Consider the following 16,189-nt stretch of genomic DNA (forward strand, 5'->3'; position numbering starts at 1 on the left):
GTTCCCCTCTCTAGCCCTTGCTGGGTAGACGCTCTCTGTGGCGTCCGCGCATGCCCCCCACCACCGCCGCCGGGGCGCCAAGGCCGGTGCGTCCGACAGGAGCCTTGATGATACGAATTGTTCGTCTCGCCGACCTTGCCGTCGCTGGCGTTCTGACCGCCTTGATGGCCTTGCCGCTCTCCGCCATCGCCTTGGCGCAAACCGCACCCGCGCAACCCGCACGTCCTCAGGCCGCGCCCGCTTCGCCGGCCCAGGCGGCACCCAAGCTCGAAACCTTCGGCAGGTGGTCGACCCTGGTCGACGAGGTCGACACCGGTGAGGATCTCCGCAAGACCTGCGCGGCATCAACCGCCTTTGTCGGCGCTGGCGGCGAGAGCGGCACTCTGACACTCATCATCACGAACGGCGATGCACTGCCGCCGGATGCCTACCCATCCATAACCATCTCCGTCGACAACAAGGCCTTGCCGACCGGCAAGTCGGTCGCCGCCGCTTTCGGCGATGACAAGGGCCGCGTCGCCGCAAAGCTCCATTCCGATGGTGCCGTGAACGGCCGGCTCAGCTGGACCGTGGACAACCAGGCCAAGACCAGCCTGGCGCTCTTGCGCGTCATGCGGCGGGCATCGGCGCTTGACGTTTCCTTTGGCGACGCGCCGGTTGGAAGCATATCCATGGACGGCTTCACCAAGGCCTATCGCAGCCTCGGCGTATCGTGCGGGTTCCCGACCGCCGACGTCGCGCCCTGACGGCATCGGAACGCAGTCCGGCTGCTTGGCGAGGCTGGCAATCTTGCTCGCGCCTCGCTATTTCTCTGGCTGAGGGGCGAGGGGCGGATGCAGATACTTTGCCATCGCTGCAAAAACCTCTAAGCCTTTCGCTTCACCGGATTCGCCAACCAAAGGCTTCTCAATGCGCTGTCCCTATTGCCAGTCAGAAGATACGCAGGTGAAGGATTCGCGCCCCGCCGAGGATGGCGCGGCGATCCGCAGGCGGCGCGTCTGCCCCGATTGCGGCGGCCGCTTCACCACCTTCGAGCGCGTGCAGTTGCGCGACCTCGTGGTGGTCAAGAAATCGGGCCGCAAAGTGCCGTTCGACCGCGACAAGCTGCTGCGCTCGGTGGAGATCGCCGTGCGCAAGCGCAATGTCGATCCCGAGCGCATCGACCGCGCGGTGACCGGCATCGTGCGCCAGCTCGAAAGTTCCGGCGAGACGGAGGTTGCTTCGGGGGAAGTCGGCCGACTGGTCATGGAAGCGCTGAAGTCGCTCGACGATGTCGCCTATGTCCGCTTCGCCTCGGTCTACCGCAATTTTCGCGAGGCCAAGGATTTCCACGAATTGCTGGGCGAGCTCAAGGGAGACGAAGTCAAAGGCGAAGAGGACGCCAGCTAAGCATGACTGCAAGCGAACAGGCCGCCCTTGATCGCCGGTTCATGGCGGCGGCGCTCCGCCTTTCACGGAAGAATGTCGGGCGCACCTCGACCAACCCGTCAGTCGGCACGCTGATCGTGCGCGATGACGGCAACGGCCCGATGATCGTCGGCACCGGCGTCACCGCTGTCGGCGGCCGCCCGCATGCCGAGACCGAGGCCCTGGCCGAGGCCGGCGCGCTCGCGCGTGGTGCTACCGCCTATGTCACGCTGGAACCTTGCGCCCATCATGGCCGCACGCCGCCTTGCGCCAATGCGCTGGTCAATGCCGGCGTCGCGCGCGTTGTCGGTGCGGCCAGCGATCCCGATCCGCGCGTGTCCGGCAATGGGTACGCAATCCTGCGTGCCGCCGGTGTCGAGGTGGTCGAGAAGGTGTTGGCGGCGGAAGCGGCCGAGCAGATGGCCGGCTATTTGATCCGATCATTGAGAAAACGCCCAGAAGTGATTCTCAAGCTTGCGCTTTCCAGCGACGGCAAGATCGGCCGGGAAGGCGAGGGGCAGGTGTCGATCACCGGCGATATCGCGCGCCGCGAGGTGTATCTGATGCGGGCCGAGGCGGACGGCATACTGGTCGGCATCGGCACAGCCCTTGAGGACGATCCGGCCCTGACGGTACGCTTGCCGGGGCTGGAGAACCGCTCGCCGGCGCGCATCGTGCTCGACCGCCAGATCAGGTTGCCGGAGACCTCGAAGCTGGTTTCGGGCGTCGACCGGGTGCCGCTCTATGTCGCCGCTTCCCTGGAGGCCGATCCGCTGCGGCGCGCAGCACTCGAACGCGCCGGCGTGCGCTTCATCGGCACTGAAACACATGAGGGCGGCGTCGCGCTACCGGAACTGCTCGAGGATCTGGCCGCGCTCGGCTTGGCAAGCGTGCTGGTCGAGGGCGGCGCCAAGGTGGCCAGCGCCTTCCTCGCCGATGGGCTGGTCGACCGCATCGTGCTGTTCCAGGGGCCGGAAGCGATCGGCGATGACGGCATTGCATCGCCGATCGACGTTGACCATATCCCGGCAGGTTTTCGCAAGCTTCGCGACATGCGTTTCGGCGAGGACAGCTACGCCGAGTGGATAAGGGATATCTGATGTTTACCGGGATTGTCAGCGATGTCGGCACTGTCGCTTCCGTCAAGCCGCTCAGGGAAGGGGTGGGGTTGCGCATCGACACCGCCTATGACCCCGACACCATCGCCATCGGCGCCTCGATCTCCTGCGGCGGTGTCTGCCTGACGGTCACGGGCTTGCCCCACAGTGGCTCGAATGCACGCTGGTTCGAGGTCGAGGCCTGGGAAGAGGCGCTAAGGCTGACGACGGCGATGGGCTGGAAGTCGGGCACGCGGATCAATCTGGAGCGGGCGCTGAAGATCGGCGACGAACTCGGCGGTCACATCGTTTCGGGCCATGTCGACGGCATGGCCGAGATCATCGAGCGCAAGGATGAGGGCGACGCCGTGCGCTTCACGCTTGAGGCGCCGCGCGACCTGGCGAAGTTCATTGCGCTCAAGGGCTCCGTCGCGCTCGACGGCACCTCGCTCACCGTCAACAAGGTGCAAGGCACGCGCTTCGACGTGCTTCTGATCCACCATTCGCTGACCGTGACCACCTGGGGCGAGCGCAAGGTCGGCGATCGCGTCAATCTTGAGATCGACACCATGGCACGCTATGCGGCGCGGCTGGTGGAGGCCGCGAAAGAGGGCCTTTGAGTGCTTGTCGGCCTGAACCTTTACCTCGACTTAATCAGTTTTAATCGCTATGATTAAATCTGACTGTGAGGCTCAGATGGATACAAAAGTAATCACCGCTCACGTTCCGCTGCCGCTAGCAGAAAAGGTAGATCAGCTGGCTGCTCGCCTTGAGCGTCCGCGCGGCTGGATCGTCAAACAAGCCCTTTCCGCGTGGGTGGATTTGGAGGAGGAGCGCCGACGGCTCACGCTTGAAGCAATGGCCGATGTCGACGCAGGACGGGTCATCGACCACCAGGCCGTGCAGGCGTGGGCTGAGAGTCTTGGTACCGACAAGCCACTGCCGGTGCCTCGTTGATGGAGTTGAAATGGACCAACAAGGCTCTATCCGACTTGGTCCGGCTCCATGATTTTCTCGCGCCAGCAAATGGCCCGGCGGCCGCACGTGCCGTACAGTCGCTTACTGCCGCGCCGGCACGGTTAGTTGAGTATCCGCGCATCGGTGAGAGACTGGAAGAGTTCGAGCCACGAGAAGTGCGCCGCATTTTGGTAGGCAGCTACGAAATTCGCTATGAGATACAGAACACCACAATTTCTGTGTTGCGCCTGTGGCATACGCGAGAGGATCGATAGGGCGGGCGTTCATCCCGCAATCTTCCGCTTGCGGTCAACACGGCTTCGGCCTAAGTCACCGGCAACCCCCCGGAGACTTTTATGGCTGGCACATCCCAACACGGCAAAGCGTTTATCCGTCCGAAGAAGAAAGCCCGCGTTCTGATCATCGAAGCGCGCTTTCACGACGGCCTTGCCGACGCGCTGCTCGATGGCGCGACAAGCGCGCTCGATGAAGCGGGTGCGACTTACGACGTCGTCACCGTTCCAGGTTCGCTCGAGATTCCCGCGGTGATTACCTTCGCGCTGGACGGCGCGACTGAAGGCGGTCCAAATTATGACGGCTTCGTTGCGCTTGGCACCATCATCCGCGGCGACACCTATCATTTCGACATTGTCGCCAATGAATCCAGCCGCGCGCTCATGGACCTGACCGTGCAGGATTCGGTCTGCATCGGCAACGGCATCCTCACCACCGAGAACGACGCACAGGCGTGGACGCGGGCCAAGCGCTCGGAGGGCGATAAGGGTGGCTTTGCCGCGCGTGCGGCGCTGACCATGATCGCCCTCAAAGAACAACTGGGAGCGCGATCGTGAGCGAACCCGCTTCGCCCGGCCAGCCCGCGGTGCGCCACGCCAACAAGCGCGGTGCTGCCCGTCTGGCCGCCGTGCAGGCGCTTTATCAGATGGATGTCGCCGGCAGCGGCGTCTTCGAGATCACCGCCGAATACGAGGCCTTTCGTCTCGGCAAGGAAGTCGACGGCGCGCTCTACCGCGAGGCCGATGCGCAATGGTTTCGCGCCATTCTGGCGGGTGTCGTCGAAAACCAGAAGACCATCGATCCCATCATCCGCCAGGCGCTGACCGAGGACTGGCCGCTGTCGCGGCTCGATTCGACGCTGCGCGCCATCCTGCGTGCCGGCGTCTACGAGTTGATGAAGCGCGAGGATGTTCCCGTTGCCGTCATCGTCTCCGAATATGTCGACATCGCCAAGGCCTTCTACGAGGAAGACGAGCCGAAGCTGGTCAATGCCGTGCTCGACCGTGTGTCACGCCGTGTGCGTGGCGAGGGGCGCGGCAAGGACGCATCATGACGGCAATTGCCGTTGAGGCAGGCAAGGAGGCGCGTCGCACCGCGCTGATCCTCGCCGCCTCGCAGGCGATCATCGGCTCGGCGGCCCCCATAGCCATTTCCATGGGCGCGCTGGCCGGGCAATATCTGCTTGGTCCCGACAAATCGCTGGCGACGGCACCGATCACCGGCTTCAACATCGGCGTGGCGCTCGGCGCGCTGCCCGCGGCGGCCATCATCCGCGGCATGGGCCAGCGCTGCGGCTTCATGATCGGCACGATCGTCACGGCGCTTGGCGGCCTGATCGCCACGCTGGCACTTTTTCAAGGCAGCTTCTGGCTGTTTGCCTTTGGCTTGCTCACGATCGGGGTCGGTGGCGCTTTCGTCCAGCAATTCCGCTTCGCCGCCGCAGACAACGCGCCGTCGGAATTCAAGGCGCGCGCCATCTCCTTCGTGCTGGCCGGCGGCATCGTCACCGCCATCCTCGGGCCGCAGATCGTCATCTTCACCCGCGAATTGTTGGCGCCGGTGATGTTTGCCGGTGCATTCATTTCCATCCTGCCGCTGGCCGCGGTCGGTGCCATCATCCTGTCGTTCCTGCGGCTGCCGACGAAGACATCCGGCAAGGTGGCGATCACCGGCAGCGACGCCAGACCATTGGCCGAAATCGTCACGCAGCCGCGTTTCGTCGCCGCGCTTTTCTGCGCGGTCGGCAGCTACGCGCTGATGAGCTTCGTCATGACCGGCGCACCGCTGGCCATGGTCGGCTGCGGCCTGTCGGAGACCGACGCGACGCTCGGGATCTCCTGGCACGTCATGGCGATGTTCGCGCCGAGTTTCTTCACCGGCTCGCTGATCCATCGCTTCGGCGCGGAGCGCATCGTGGCGACCGGCCTGATCCTGCTCATCGGCTGCGCCATTGTCGCTCTGTCAGGCCTGGCGCTGTGGCAATTCTGGACGTCGCTGATCCTGCTCGGCCTTGGCTGGAATTTTGGCTTCATCGGCGCCACGGCGATGGTGTCGGCCAGCTACCGGCCGTCGGAAAAGGGCAAGGTGCAAGGCTTCCACGACTTCGTGCTGTTCGGCTCCGTCGCCTGCGCTTCGCTGATGTCGGGGATGGTTTACAACGCCTGGGGTTGGGAAATGCTGAACTGGGTGATATTCCCGGTCACCGTTCTGTGCTTCGTGGCGCTCGGTGCGCTCAAGCTGACGGGCTTGCGCAAGCCAGTGCTTGATCGCGCTTGACCTGACACGATGCTGTCAGGATGACTTCGGTCGAAGCCCCGGCCGCCGAACAAAATTATTGCGCTGATCCCCATTCTTATGAAACCGTATGCCCCGACGGGCCGTCGAAGCCATGCTCATATGCGGCCACCGCATTCCGGTTCACAGCAAGGGATTTCACAATGTTCTCAGTCAAGCTTCTGGCCGGCGCGGCATTGGCGCTCGGCGTAACAGTGGCTTCCGCCAGTGCCCAGGTGGTTGTCTCCTCGAAGATCGACACCGAGGGCGGCGTGCTCGGCAACATCATCCAGCTGGTGCTCAACGCCAACAACATCAAGACATCAGACCGCATCCAGCTCGGCGGCACGCCGGTGGTGCGCAAGGCGATCACCGCCGGTGAGATCGATATCTATCCCGAATACACCGGTAACGCCGCCTTCTTCTTCGAGAAGGCTGACGACCCGGCTTGGAAAGATGCCGCCAAGGCCTATGAGACGGCCAAGAAGCTCGACTACGACGCCAACAAGATCGTCTGGCTGTCGCCGTCGCCCGCCAACAACACTTGGGCGATCGCGCTGCGCAAGGAAGTCGCCGAGACCAACAAGCTCGCCACGCTTTCAGACTTCGGCAAATACGTCGCGGGCGGCGGCCAGGTGGTGCTGGCGGCTTCCGCCGAGTTCGTCAATTCGGCGGCCGCACTTCCAGCGTTCCAGACCACCTATGGCTTCACATTGAAGCCGGACCAGTTGATCACGCTCTCCGGCGGCGACACCGCGGCGACCATCGCCGCCGCCGCCAACCAGACCAGCGGCGCCAACGCAGCCATGGTCTACGGCACCGATGGCGGCATCGCGCCGTCCGGGCTTGTCGTGCTCGACGATGACAAGGGCGTACAACCGGTCTACCAGCCGGCGCCGATCATCCGAGAAGCGGTGCTGAAGGAACATCCCGAGATCGAGACGCTGCTGAAGCCTGTCTTCGCCAAGCTCGACCTCGTCACGCTGCAGGAGCTGAACGGGCGCGTGCAAGTCGGCGGCGAGCCGGTCAAGGGCGTCGCCGAAGACTTCCTGAAGAAGAACGGGTTTTTGAAGTAGTCAGCGCGTAGCTCATAGTGACACCGGTGCAAGGCACCCCCCTCTGGACGCTGCTGATCTCCCCCCTTGCGGGGGAGATGTCCGGCAGGACAGAGGGGGGTGCTGTCCCGCCGACCTCTCAACCCGTCACAAGTGCGTGCCTCGACAGGGTTGCTTCCGAACAAGCCGACACTCGAAAGTTGGCGATCCTTCACACCCCCCTCTGGCCTGCCGGCCATCTCCCCCGCAAGGGGGGAGATTGGATATCGCGTCGGTTTTCGCCAATCCCCAAGGAAAGCTGCGCGACGTGGCAAATCGCCCCTCATGAGGGGCAACCATGATCCTCCGCTTCGACAAGCTCGGCGTGGTCATTGCCGCGATATCAGCCTACGCGGCTTTTGCCGCGCCCTTTGCCACGTTCCGCGCCAACCGCATCGTCCCCGGCCAGGCGCGTTCGATTCTCGAGGCGTTGCCGGCAACGACCGGGACGCTGCTGCTCGCCATCATTGTCGCCGCGGGACTTGTTGCGCTGTTCAAGACACCGCTCGCGCTGCGCCTTGCGGCCAGCGCGGTGACGCTTGCCGCGCTCGTGCTGCTGATCGGCGTTGCCGGCACATTTCTTACGCCGGCGGGCAACACCTTTGCAAGAATTTCGCCGGCCTCCGGTTTCTGGATTCTTATCTTTGCTTTCACGCTTTTGCTCGCCGACGTGCTGACACGGCTGACCCTGTCGCCTTGGGCGAGGGTAGGCGCGCTCGTGGTCGCGGCTTTGGCGATCGGGCTGCTGTTGATTTCGGGAAGCTGGGACAATCTGTCGATCCTCAAGGAATACGCCAACCGTGCCGACAGTTTCTGGGCCGAAGGCTCCAAGCACGTGACGCTGGCGCTCGGTTCGCTGGCTGCCGCGGTGATCGTCGGCCTGCCGCTCGGCATTCTCTGCCATCGCGTCGAAAGGCTGCGCGCCGGCGTGCTCAACGTGCTCAATATCATCCAGACCATTCCCTCGATCGCGCTGTTCGGCCTGCTGATCGCACCGCTCGGCTGGGTTGCCACGCATGTGCCCGGAGCTGCCGCGCTCGGCATTCGCGGCATCGGCACGGCGCCGGCTTTCGTCGCGCTGTTCCTCTATTCGCTGCTGCCGGTTGTGGCCAACACCGTGGTCGGTCTCGCTGGCGTGCCGCGGGCCGCCAACGACGCGGCGCGCGGTATGGGCATGACCGACCGACAGCGCCTGTTCGGCGTCGAGTTTCCGCTGGCTTTTCCTGTCATCCTCACCGGCATCCGTATCGTTCTGGTGCAGAACATCGGCCTCGCCACCATTGCCGCGCTCATCGGCGGCGGCGGTTTTGGCGTGTTCGTCTTCCAGGGCGTCGGCCAGACGGCGATGGACCTTGTGTTGCTCGGCGCCGTGCCGACGGTGGCGCTGGCCTTCGCCGCCGCCATCATCCTCGACGCGGTGATCGAAATGACCGCCACCAAGCGCAGGGTTGAAACGGCATGATCGAGATCGAAGGCATTACCAAGCGCTATGACGCGACGACGGTGGTCGATGATGTCTCGATGGTCATCGAGCCTCGCACCATCGCCGTTATCGTCGGCACCTCCGGTTCCGGCAAGACGACGCTGCTGCGCATGATCAACCGGCTGGTCGAACCGACCTCGGGCATCATCAAGCTCGACGGCGCCGACAACCGCTCGCTGCCCGGTTACGAACTGCGCCGCAGCATCGGCTACGCCATCCAGGGCCACGGCCTGTTCCCGCATCGCACGGTGGCACAGAACATCGCCACCGTGCCGGTGCTGCTCGGCTGGGACAAGGACCGCATCAAGGCCCGCGTCGACGAACTGATGACGCTTTACCAACTCGATCCCGAAGCGTTCGGGCCGCGCTATCCGCACGAACTGTCCGGCGGTCAGCAACAGCGCGTCGGCGTTGCCCGCGCGCTCGCCGCCGAGCCCAACGTGCTGTTGATGGACGAGCCGTTCGGCGCGCTCGATCCGATCATCCGCACCAAGGCGCAGGAAGATCTGCTGGCGATCCAGCAGCGCTTCGGCACCACCATCATCCTCGTTACCCACGACATGGAAGAGGCCGTGCATATGGGCGACAAGATCGCCGTGATGGATGCCGGCAAGCTTGTGCAATACGCCAAGCCCGCCGAGATCCTGGCGAAGCCGGCGAGCGCCTTTGTCGAGACCCTGGTCGGCGCCAGCGAAAGGCCATTCCGGTTGCTGTCGCTCGGCCGCGTCCGCGATGCCGTGGAGAAGGGCTCCGCCGAAGGCGAAGCGATCCCCGGCGATGCCAGCCAGCGCGATGCACTGGCTGAATTGTTGTGGTCGGGCCGGCCGGCGCTGCCGGTCACAGGCGCCGACGGCAAGCCGCTTGGCCGCGTCACGGTCGACGGTCTGGTGAAACGCGCGGCGAGGCCGGCATGAAGGCCTGGCTTCCATCGCTAGTCAGGCTTGCCTTGGTGGTGCTGCTCGTTGCCTTCGTCACCAATCCCGGCTGGTTCGAGCCGCTGCTGAAGCCGCTGACAGAGAACAATGCGCCGGTGATCTACAACCAGGGCAGCCTGCTGACGCTGACATTGCTGCATTTGCGCACCGTCCTGATCGCCACCGTGGCTGCGACCATCGTCGCTGTGGCGCTTGCCATCCTGGTCACAAGGCCGGCCGGCGCCGAGTTCCTGCCGCTGTCGCGCAGCCTGGTCAACATCGGCCAGACCTTTCCGCCGGTGGCGGTGTTGGCACTCGCCGTGCCGGCGGTCGGCTTCGGCGAGAAGCCGACGCTGATCGCGCTGTTTCTCTACGGCCTGCTGCCGATCTTCGAGAATGCGCTGACCGGCCTGACGACGCTGCCGCCCAATGTGGTCGAGGCGGCGCGCGGCGCCGGCATGACCGGTTGGCAAAGGCTCACCAAGGTCGAGCTGCCGCTCAGCGCACCGATTATCCTGGGCGGCATCAGGCTGTCGGTGGTGATCAGCCTCGCCACGGCCACCATCGGCTCGACGGTGGCCGCCAGGACGCTCGGCGAAGTGATCATCGCCGGGCTGTTGTCCAATAACCTCGCCTTCATCCTGCAGGGCGGCCTGATCGTGGCGGCCCTTGCCGTGCTGATCTATGACGGCCTGTCGACGATCGAGCGCTACACGGCGCGCCGCATGGGCCGGGAGACCGAGTAATCGGTTTCAGATTTCATCTTCGCCAACTTCCGCCATCCTTAGAAGATGGCGCAAAAGGCCAGTCTTGAGCGGCTTATTGCCGTGTATCGGAATCGAGAGACGTACAACGCTTCCCTGCTTTCCGTAGATATGATGGCTTCCGGCGACGCGCAGAAGCTCCCAACCTCGTCGCTCGACAACCCGCGAGAGTTCCTTGCCGGAGATGGACTTCAAACAGCGACTTCCACGATCCTGCCGGGTTTCGAAGTCGACGACGACGGAAGGTCGACTGAAAGACAGCCCTCAATGGCTTCGCGCAGATTTGCCAACAGCTCGTCCAGGGTTTCTCCCTGCGTAGCGCACCCTGGAATGGCGGGGACTTCGGCCCAGAATCCACCCTCTTCGGCTTCGTGGACAATAGCTTTGAATTTCATCGATCAACTCCTGTCTTGGTCAGAAGATATGCTCGCGATGAGCATTTGCAAAGCAGGGGATCGTGCGGCCTTACTCCGCGGCGTGGGTTTGGATCAGCCCGAGCGTCCTTCCTTGTCGCCGGCAACCAGACGAAATCGTCCTCATTCAATCGATCTAATTCAACAATGACGCCGATGGGAATGCCGCCGCTTTCCACTTTTGGGCGAAAGCCGGGCAAAAACCGAACAATATCTTGACGTTCGCAGCCCTGTTTCGCATACACCGCTGCGAGGAGGCGGATTCCGTGCTCGGAATCCGGTCTTTGTCTCAACGGCCCAGGGAGGGGTTCTTTTGGGCCATCAATCGAGGAAAATCCGGCAATGACAATTATTTCCGCCGTCATCGCCTGCGGCCTGCTTTCAATCCTTTACGCCATCTGGGCGACACGTTCGGTCCTCGCGGCCGATCAGGGCAATGCACGCATGCAGGAAATCTCCGCGGCCATCCGCGAAGGCGCACAAGCCTATTTGGCGCGTCAGTACACCACCATCGCCATCGTTGGCGTCGTCGTCCTCGTGCTCGCCTGGTGGTTGCTGTCCATCACCGCCGCGGTCGGCTTCCTGATCGGCGCGGTGCTTTCGGGCTCCGCCGGCTTCATCGGCATGCATGTCTCCGTTCGCGCCAACGTTCGCACGGCGCAGGCCGCATCAAACAGCCTCGCTGCCGGCCTCGACATCGCTTTCAAGTCGGGCGCCATCACCGGCATGCTGGTTGCTGGCCTGGCCTTGCTCGGCGTGTCGATCTACTACCTTGTCCTGACCCACTTCTTGGGCCTTCAGCCCAATGACCGCATCGTCATCGATTCGCTGGTCTCGCTCGGCTTCGGCGCATCGCTGATCTCGATCTTCGCCCGTCTCGGCGGCGGTATCTTCACCAAGGGCGCCGACGTCGGCGGCGATCTCGTCGGCAAGGTCGAAGCCGGTATCCCGGAAGATGATCCGCGCAACCCGGCCACCATCGCCGACAATGTCGGCGACAATGTCGGCGACTGCGCCGGCATGGCCGCCGACCTGTTCGAAACCTATGCGGTGACGGTCGTCGCCACCATGGTTCTCGCTGCCATCTTCTTCGGCGGCACCGCCGTTCTCGGCGCGGCGATGCTCTATCCGCTCGCCATTTGCGGCGCCTGCATCCTGACCTCGATCGTCGGCACCTTCTTCGTCAAGCTCGGCTCGAACGGCTCGATCATGGGCGCGCTCTACAAGGGCCTGATCGTCACCGGCCTGTTGTCCGTCGTCGGTCTCGGCGTCGCTACCTCCGTATGTCTTGGCTGGGGCGAGATCGGCACCGTTTCCGGCATGGTCATCACCGGCAAGAACCTGTTCTTCTGCGGCCTGATCGGCCTCGTGGTGACCGGTCTCATCGTCGTGATCACCGAGTACTACACCGGCACCAACAAGCGCCCGGTGAACTCCATCGCCCAGGCGTCGGTCACCGGTCACGGCACCAACGTCATCCAGGGCCTTGCGGTCTCACTGGAATCGACGGCACTTCCGGCGATCGTCATCGTCGGCGGCATCATCTCGACCTATCAGCTCGCCGGCCTCTTCGGCACGGCGATCGCGGTCACGACGATGCTCGGCCTTGCCGGCATGATCGTTGCGCTCGACGCCTTCGGCCCGGTCACCGACAATGCCGGCGGTATCGCCGAAATGGCCGGCCTGCCCAAGGAAGTGCGCCACTCCACCGACGCGCTCGACGCGGTCGGCAACACCACCAAGGCGGTGACCAAGGGCTACGCCATCGGTTCGGCCGGCCTCGGCGCACTGGTGCTGTTTGCCGCCTACTCGAACGACCTGAAGTTCTTTGCCGCCAATGGCGACAAATATCCCTACTTCCAAGGCATGGGCGAGATCTCCTTCGATCTCTCCAACCCCTACGTCGTCGCCGGCCTGATCTTCGGCGGCCTGATCCCGTATCTGTTCGGCGGCATCGCCATGACGGCCGTCGGCCGCGCGGCCGGCGCCATCGTCGAGGAGGTGCGCAAGCAGTTCCGCGAGGATCCGGGCATCATGGCCGGTACCTCCAAGCCGAACTACGCCCGCGCGGTCGATCTGCTGACCAAGGCGGCGATCCGGGAAATGATCATCCCGTCTCTGCTGCCGGTGCTGGCGCCGCTCGTCGTCTACTTCGGCGTGCTGCTGATCTCGGGCTCGAAGGCATCCGCCTTTGCAGCGCTGGGCGCCTCGCTGCTCGGCGTCATCGTCAACGGCCTGTTCGTCGCCATCTCGATGACTTCGGGTGGTGGCGCCTGGGACAACGCCAAGAAGTCCTTCGAGGACGGCTTCGTCGACAAGGACGGCGTCAAGCACCTCAAGGGTTCCGAAGCGCACAAGGCTTCGGTGACCGGCGACACGGTCGGCGATCCCTACAAGGACACCGCCGGCCCGGCCGTCAACCCGGCGATCAAGATCACCAACATTGTCGCGCTCTTGCTGCTGGCCGTGCTCGCGCACGGCTGATCGAGGAGCATTGGTCGAATAAAACCCGCGGGATCGCTCCCGCGGGTTTTTTGGTCGACTGAGATGATGCTGCCCTCCTCGAGGGAAGGCGGTCTGAGATCAGGGAGTGCCGCCGCCGGGAATGCCGGGGGCCAGCTTGCTGGCGCCGTTGATGATCTGGCTGAGGAAGTTCTGATCCTTGCCGCCGGTCGGGGTGGTGCGCGAGACGAAGTCGAACATCTTGCCGTCCTTCAGCCCGTAATTGGCGATCTGGGTGACGCGCCCGTCCGCGCCGAAATAGACCGCCAGCACCTTCTGGTCGATGAGCCTCGGCTTGTCGAAGGCGACGTAGCGCTTGCGCGTCTGCGAAATGTAGTAGAACGCCTCATTGTCGAAGGTCGCCGTCGTCGACGGCGTGCCGAGCGCCAGCAGCACCTGCTCGCGGCTGGAGCCGACGGGCACCGAATCGATTGCCTGCTGGTCGATGACGTACCCTTGCGTCAGCGTCTCGCTCGGGCTGAGGTCACCGATCATCTTGTTGGTGTGGCAGGCGGATAGCGCCGAAATGATAACCAGCAGCGAGATCGCGCCGGCGGGCCTGGACGAGAAGGTCGACTTGAAATTCAGCGCGCGCAACAACAACTCCATTAGCTGGCCGCAACTTGCGCTGGGCCGCGAAACCGGTAAACCAGCTTGCTTGCCGATGCAACAAGGCCACTTCAACAAACGGTCCCCAGGAGACCATCCCCAATGTTCCAGCGCTTTTTTGGCCGCGAACGCCACGCCAACCGCGCTATCACCGAGGCGCTTTACGCACAAATCGTGGCGGCGGCGCGGCAGACCGTGTTTTATTCCCATTGGAATGTGCCAGACACGCCGCTTGGCCGTTTCGAGATGCTGTCGCTGCACATGTTCCTGTTCCAGCACCGGTTGCGTGGTGAGGACGGCGTGGCGCAAGAGGTTGCTCAAGTGCTGATCGACGAGTTCTTCCTCGACGTCGATCATTCGCTGCGGGAATTGGGCGTTGGCGATGTCGGCGTACCCAAACGCATGAAAAAGTTGGCAAGGATGTTTTATGGCCGAACCGCCGCCTATGATGATGCGCTGGAAAGAAATGACCGCGAAGGGCTCACCGCGGCCCTTGCCCGCAATGTCCGGCCCGACGCCGGCGCCTGGCCGGAAGCGTCGCTGCTGGCCGCGTATGTCACCGACGCTTGCAATCAACTGGCCGCGCAACCATCCGAATCGATTGTTGCCGGCGCGCTGGCGTTTCCCGTCCCAAGGGAGGTTGAACAATGAAGCACGTTGACCCGCAAAGCCCGGTATCCTTCCGCGCAAACGTCACTCGCGTGCCGCAGAAGGGTCTGCCGGTGGTTATCGAGGCCGATGCCGCGCAGCGCGCGGCGCTGGCCGAGGAGCACGGGCTGATTTCGGTCGAATCCTATCGCGCCGAGCTTCTGGTGGCGTCATGGAAACGCAATGGCGTGAAGATCAGCGGTCGCGTCGAAGCAAACATCACCCAAGCCTGTATCGTCACGCTCGAGCCTGTCGAAGCGCATATCGACGAACCGGTCGAAGCGCTGTTGCTGCCCGAGGACTCCAAGCTTGGACGGCAGGGTTTCGATGGTGGCGGCGAGATACTGCTCGACGCGGAAGGCCCTGACAGTCCCGAAACATTTTCCGGTGACACGATCGATGTCGGGGCACTTGCCGAACAGTACTTCGGACTGGCCATCGACCCCTATCCGCGCAAGCAGGGCGCCTCGCTGAATGCCGGCACCGAGACCGAACCAGCGGAGAATGAATTTCAGCAGAAACTGCGATCCTTGCTGGGAAAATCCTGAAAAGCTCGCCCGCGACGGAAAAGTCGGTTGTGCGGCAGCCCAAAACCGTTATTTTCGCCGAACCTTCGCGGTCGCTGAAGCGACCTGCCCGCATAACCGTGAGATAAATACCGCGTGATCAGGATTTCCATCGATGCCATGGGCGGCGATCACGGACCAGCCGTGGTCATTCCGGCGCTCATGACGGTCGCGACCCGCCGTCCCGACATCCGCTTCGTCATCTACGGCCGTGAGGAGGTCGTGCGCCCGGAACTCGCCAAATTTCCGAAGCTCGCCGAGATCAGCGAGTTCTTCCATTGCGAGGTAGCGGTCAGGATGGACGACAAGCCGAGCCAGGCGCTGCGCCATGGCCGCTGGAAGTCGTCGATGTGGAAGGCGGTGGAAGCGGTCAAGGCCGGCACGGCGGACGCCTGCATTTCCGCCGGCAACACCGGCGCGCTGATGGCGATGTCGAAATTCTGCCTGCGCACCATGGCCACCATCGATCGCCCGGCGATCGCGGCGCTGTGGCCGACATTGCGCGGCGAAAGCGTGGTGCTGGACGTTGGCGCCACGATCGGCGCCGATGCGCACCAACTGATCGACTTTGCCATTCTGGGCACCGGCATGGCGCGCTCGGTCTTCGGCGTCGCCAGGCCGAGCGTCGGCCTGCTCAATGTCGGAGTCGAGGAGATCAAGGGCCAGGAAGAGGTCAAGGAGGCCGGGCGCATGCTGCGCGAAGCCAACATGGCCTCGATGAACTATCACGGTTTCGTCGAAGGCGACGACATCGGCAAGGGCGTGGTCGACGTTGTCGTCACCGAGGGCTTTGCCGGCAACATCGCGCTGAAGACGGCGGAAGGCACGGTGCGCCAGATCGGTGGCTATCTGCGCGCGGCGATGAGCCGGACGCTGATGGCCAGGATCGGCTACATCTTCGCCAAGGGCGCCTTCGATCGCCTGCGCGAAAAGATGGATGTCGGCCGCTCCAATGGCGGCGTCTTCCTGGGACTGAACGGCATCGTGGTGAAAAGCCATGGAGGTGCCGATTCGGACGGCTTCGCTGCGGCGATCGAGCTTGGTTATGATATGGTGCGCAACAATCTGCTCGACCGCATCGAGGCCGACCTCGACCTGTTCCATGCGCGCAACCCGCATGCCCAGGCAAACAGGAAATCCGACGTCGTTACCGACGCAAAGGAATAG

General features: G+C 63.7%; 20 protein-coding genes. 17 read left to right on the top strand and 3 right to left on the bottom strand.

The genetic code is table 11. The features are described 5' to 3' along the window. Positions 1 to 107 precede the first annotated feature (107 nt). From NKH02_RS23240 to NKH02_RS23300, 13 genes are all read left to right on the top strand, one after another. Complete coding sequence (locus tag NKH02_RS23240; protein ID WP_352870523.1) at positions 108 to 746, top strand: hypothetical protein; 639 nt, start codon at positions 108 to 110, stop codon at positions 744 to 746. A 163-nt stretch (positions 747 to 909) separates the two neighbouring features. Then, a complete protein-coding gene (nrdR, locus tag NKH02_RS23245) occupies positions 910 to 1,389 on the top strand; it encodes a transcriptional regulator NrdR (RefSeq protein WP_256750776.1) in 480 nt (159 codons plus the stop codon). 2 nt (positions 1,390 to 1,391) lie between these two features. Further along, complete coding sequence (gene ribD / locus NKH02_RS23250; RefSeq protein WP_352881743.1) at positions 1,392 to 2,507, top strand: bifunctional diaminohydroxyphosphoribosylaminopyrimidine deaminase/5-amino-6-(5-phosphoribosylamino)uracil reductase RibD; 1,116 nt, start codon at positions 1,392 to 1,394, stop codon at positions 2,505 to 2,507. Continuing rightward, positions 2,507 to 3,124 carry a riboflavin synthase gene (locus NKH02_RS23255; protein WP_352881746.1) on the top strand — a complete coding sequence of 206 codons (618 nt, stop codon included), beginning with the start codon at positions 2,507 to 2,509 and terminating at the stop codon, positions 3,122 to 3,124. Before ribD ends, NKH02_RS23255 begins: the two co-directional genes overlap by 1 nt. 76 nt (positions 3,125 to 3,200) lie before the next feature. After that, positions 3,201 to 3,461 carry a CopG family ribbon-helix-helix protein gene (locus tag NKH02_RS23260; RefSeq protein ID WP_013532247.1) on the top strand — a complete coding sequence of 87 codons (261 nt, stop codon included), beginning with the start codon at positions 3,201 to 3,203 and terminating at the stop codon, positions 3,459 to 3,461. Beyond that, the gene (locus tag NKH02_RS23265; protein ID WP_352881748.1) at positions 3,461 to 3,736 is read left to right on the top strand and encodes a type II toxin-antitoxin system RelE/ParE family toxin; all 276 of its coding nucleotides are present in this window, start codon (positions 3,461 to 3,463) and stop codon (positions 3,734 to 3,736) included. Before NKH02_RS23260 ends, NKH02_RS23265 begins: the two co-directional genes overlap by 1 nt. 81 nt (positions 3,737 to 3,817) lie before the next feature. Beyond that, complete coding sequence (gene ribH / locus NKH02_RS23270) at positions 3,818 to 4,312, top strand: 6,7-dimethyl-8-ribityllumazine synthase (RefSeq protein WP_352881749.1); 495 nt, start codon at positions 3,818 to 3,820, stop codon at positions 4,310 to 4,312. After that, the gene (gene nusB, locus NKH02_RS23275; protein WP_023798402.1) at positions 4,309 to 4,809 is read left to right on the top strand and encodes a transcription antitermination factor NusB; all 501 of its coding nucleotides are present in this window, start codon (positions 4,309 to 4,311) and stop codon (positions 4,807 to 4,809) included. Before ribH ends, nusB begins: the two co-directional genes overlap by 4 nt. Further along, positions 4,806 to 6,032 (top strand): MFS transporter, encoded by a 1,227-nt coding sequence (locus NKH02_RS23280; RefSeq protein WP_352881751.1) that lies wholly within the window; start codon positions 4,806 to 4,808, stop codon positions 6,030 to 6,032. Before nusB ends, NKH02_RS23280 begins: the two co-directional genes overlap by 4 nt. A gap of 161 nt (positions 6,033 to 6,193) precedes the next feature. Further along, positions 6,194 to 7,105, top strand: coding sequence for a glycine betaine ABC transporter substrate-binding protein OsmF (gene osmF / locus NKH02_RS23285; protein WP_352881753.1), 912 nt, complete (start codon positions 6,194 to 6,196; stop codon positions 7,103 to 7,105). Positions 7,106 to 7,421: 316 nt separating this feature from the next. Further along, the gene (locus NKH02_RS23290; protein ID WP_352881755.1) at positions 7,422 to 8,585 is read left to right on the top strand and encodes an ABC transporter permease; all 1,164 of its coding nucleotides are present in this window, start codon (positions 7,422 to 7,424) and stop codon (positions 8,583 to 8,585) included. Further along, positions 8,582 to 9,520 (top strand): ABC transporter ATP-binding protein, encoded by a 939-nt coding sequence (locus NKH02_RS23295; RefSeq protein ID WP_352881757.1) that lies wholly within the window; start codon positions 8,582 to 8,584, stop codon positions 9,518 to 9,520. Before NKH02_RS23290 ends, NKH02_RS23295 begins: the two co-directional genes overlap by 4 nt. Further along, positions 9,517 to 10,266, top strand: a complete 750-nt coding sequence (locus NKH02_RS23300; RefSeq protein ID WP_352881760.1) for an ABC transporter permease — start codon at positions 9,517 to 9,519, stop codon at positions 10,264 to 10,266. Before NKH02_RS23295 ends, NKH02_RS23300 begins: the two co-directional genes overlap by 4 nt. Before the next feature lie 6 nt (positions 10,267 to 10,272). Here the strand turns inward: NKH02_RS23300 and NKH02_RS23305 are convergent, their stop codons facing one another. Both NKH02_RS23305 and NKH02_RS23310 read right to left on the bottom strand, forming a co-directional pair. Continuing rightward, positions 10,273 to 10,479: a type II toxin-antitoxin system HicA family toxin gene (locus NKH02_RS23305; RefSeq protein WP_352881762.1), complete on the bottom strand. Its 207-nt coding sequence runs from the start codon at positions 10,477 to 10,479 to the stop codon at positions 10,273 to 10,275. Next, positions 10,476 to 10,679 (bottom strand): type II toxin-antitoxin system HicB family antitoxin, encoded by a 204-nt coding sequence (locus NKH02_RS23310; protein WP_352870535.1) that lies wholly within the window; start codon positions 10,677 to 10,679, stop codon positions 10,476 to 10,478. The genes NKH02_RS23305 and NKH02_RS23310 overlap by 4 nt, the downstream gene beginning before the upstream one ends. 360 nt (positions 10,680 to 11,039) lie before the next feature. Between NKH02_RS23310 and NKH02_RS23315 the strand changes: the two genes are divergently transcribed. Then, positions 11,040 to 13,181 carry a sodium-translocating pyrophosphatase gene (locus NKH02_RS23315; RefSeq protein WP_352870536.1) on the top strand — a complete coding sequence of 714 codons (2,142 nt, stop codon included), beginning with the start codon at positions 11,040 to 11,042 and terminating at the stop codon, positions 13,179 to 13,181. A gap of 99 nt (positions 13,182 to 13,280) precedes the next feature. On the opposite strand, the gene NKH02_RS23320 is transcribed toward NKH02_RS23315, so the two are convergent. Beyond that, positions 13,281 to 13,796 carry an outer membrane protein assembly factor BamE gene (locus NKH02_RS23320; RefSeq protein WP_352870537.1) on the bottom strand — a complete coding sequence of 172 codons (516 nt, stop codon included), beginning with the start codon at positions 13,794 to 13,796 and terminating at the stop codon, positions 13,281 to 13,283. 114 nt (positions 13,797 to 13,910) lie between these two features. Between NKH02_RS23320 and NKH02_RS23325 the strand changes: the two genes are divergently transcribed. From NKH02_RS23325 to plsX, 3 genes are all read left to right on the top strand, one after another. Beyond that, positions 13,911 to 14,459: a ubiquinol-cytochrome C chaperone family protein gene (locus NKH02_RS23325; protein ID WP_352870538.1), complete on the top strand. Its 549-nt coding sequence runs from the start codon at positions 13,911 to 13,913 to the stop codon at positions 14,457 to 14,459. After that, complete coding sequence (locus NKH02_RS23330; RefSeq protein WP_352870539.1) at positions 14,456 to 15,004, top strand: YceD family protein; 549 nt, start codon at positions 14,456 to 14,458, stop codon at positions 15,002 to 15,004. Before NKH02_RS23325 ends, NKH02_RS23330 begins: the two co-directional genes overlap by 4 nt. A 114-nt stretch (positions 15,005 to 15,118) precedes the next feature. Beyond that, positions 15,119 to 16,189 carry a phosphate acyltransferase PlsX gene (gene plsX, locus NKH02_RS23335; RefSeq protein ID WP_352870540.1) on the top strand — a complete coding sequence of 357 codons (1,071 nt, stop codon included), beginning with the start codon at positions 15,119 to 15,121 and terminating at the stop codon, positions 16,187 to 16,189.

The organism is Mesorhizobium sp. M1396, assembly GCF_040317725.1.
GTDB lineage: Bacteria > Pseudomonadota > Alphaproteobacteria > Rhizobiales > Rhizobiaceae > Mesorhizobium.

Coding starts and splice junctions, on each gene's coding strand:
- NKH02_RS23300 (WP_352881760.1), top strand. CDS start 9,517: ATGAAGGCCTGGCTTCCATCGCTAGTCAGGCTTGCCTTGGTGGTGCTG.
- NKH02_RS23295 (WP_352881757.1), top strand. CDS start 8,582: ATGATCGAGATCGAAGGCATTACCAAGCGCTATGACGCGACGACGGTG.
- NKH02_RS23310 (WP_352870535.1), bottom strand. CDS start 10,679: ATGAAATTCAAAGCTATTGTCCACGAAGCCGAAGAGGGTGGATTCTGG.
- NKH02_RS23240 (WP_352870523.1), top strand. CDS start 108: ATGATACGAATTGTTCGTCTCGCCGACCTTGCCGTCGCTGGCGTTCTG.
- NKH02_RS23315 (WP_352870536.1), top strand. CDS start 11,040: ATGACAATTATTTCCGCCGTCATCGCCTGCGGCCTGCTTTCAATCCTT.
- NKH02_RS23260 (WP_013532247.1), top strand. CDS start 3,201: ATGGATACAAAAGTAATCACCGCTCACGTTCCGCTGCCGCTAGCAGAA.
- ribH (WP_352881749.1), top strand. CDS start 3,818: ATGGCTGGCACATCCCAACACGGCAAAGCGTTTATCCGTCCGAAGAAG.
- NKH02_RS23265 (WP_352881748.1), top strand. CDS start 3,461: ATGGAGTTGAAATGGACCAACAAGGCTCTATCCGACTTGGTCCGGCTC.
- NKH02_RS23290 (WP_352881755.1), top strand. CDS start 7,422: ATGATCCTCCGCTTCGACAAGCTCGGCGTGGTCATTGCCGCGATATCA.
- osmF (WP_352881753.1), top strand. CDS start 6,194: ATGTTCTCAGTCAAGCTTCTGGCCGGCGCGGCATTGGCGCTCGGCGTA.
- NKH02_RS23325 (WP_352870538.1), top strand. CDS start 13,911: ATGTTCCAGCGCTTTTTTGGCCGCGAACGCCACGCCAACCGCGCTATC.
- NKH02_RS23330 (WP_352870539.1), top strand. CDS start 14,456: ATGAAGCACGTTGACCCGCAAAGCCCGGTATCCTTCCGCGCAAACGTC.
- NKH02_RS23280 (WP_352881751.1), top strand. CDS start 4,806: ATGACGGCAATTGCCGTTGAGGCAGGCAAGGAGGCGCGTCGCACCGCG.
- nrdR (WP_256750776.1), top strand. CDS start 910: ATGCGCTGTCCCTATTGCCAGTCAGAAGATACGCAGGTGAAGGATTCG.
- NKH02_RS23255 (WP_352881746.1), top strand. CDS start 2,507: ATGTTTACCGGGATTGTCAGCGATGTCGGCACTGTCGCTTCCGTCAAG.
- ribD (WP_352881743.1), top strand. CDS start 1,392: ATGACTGCAAGCGAACAGGCCGCCCTTGATCGCCGGTTCATGGCGGCG.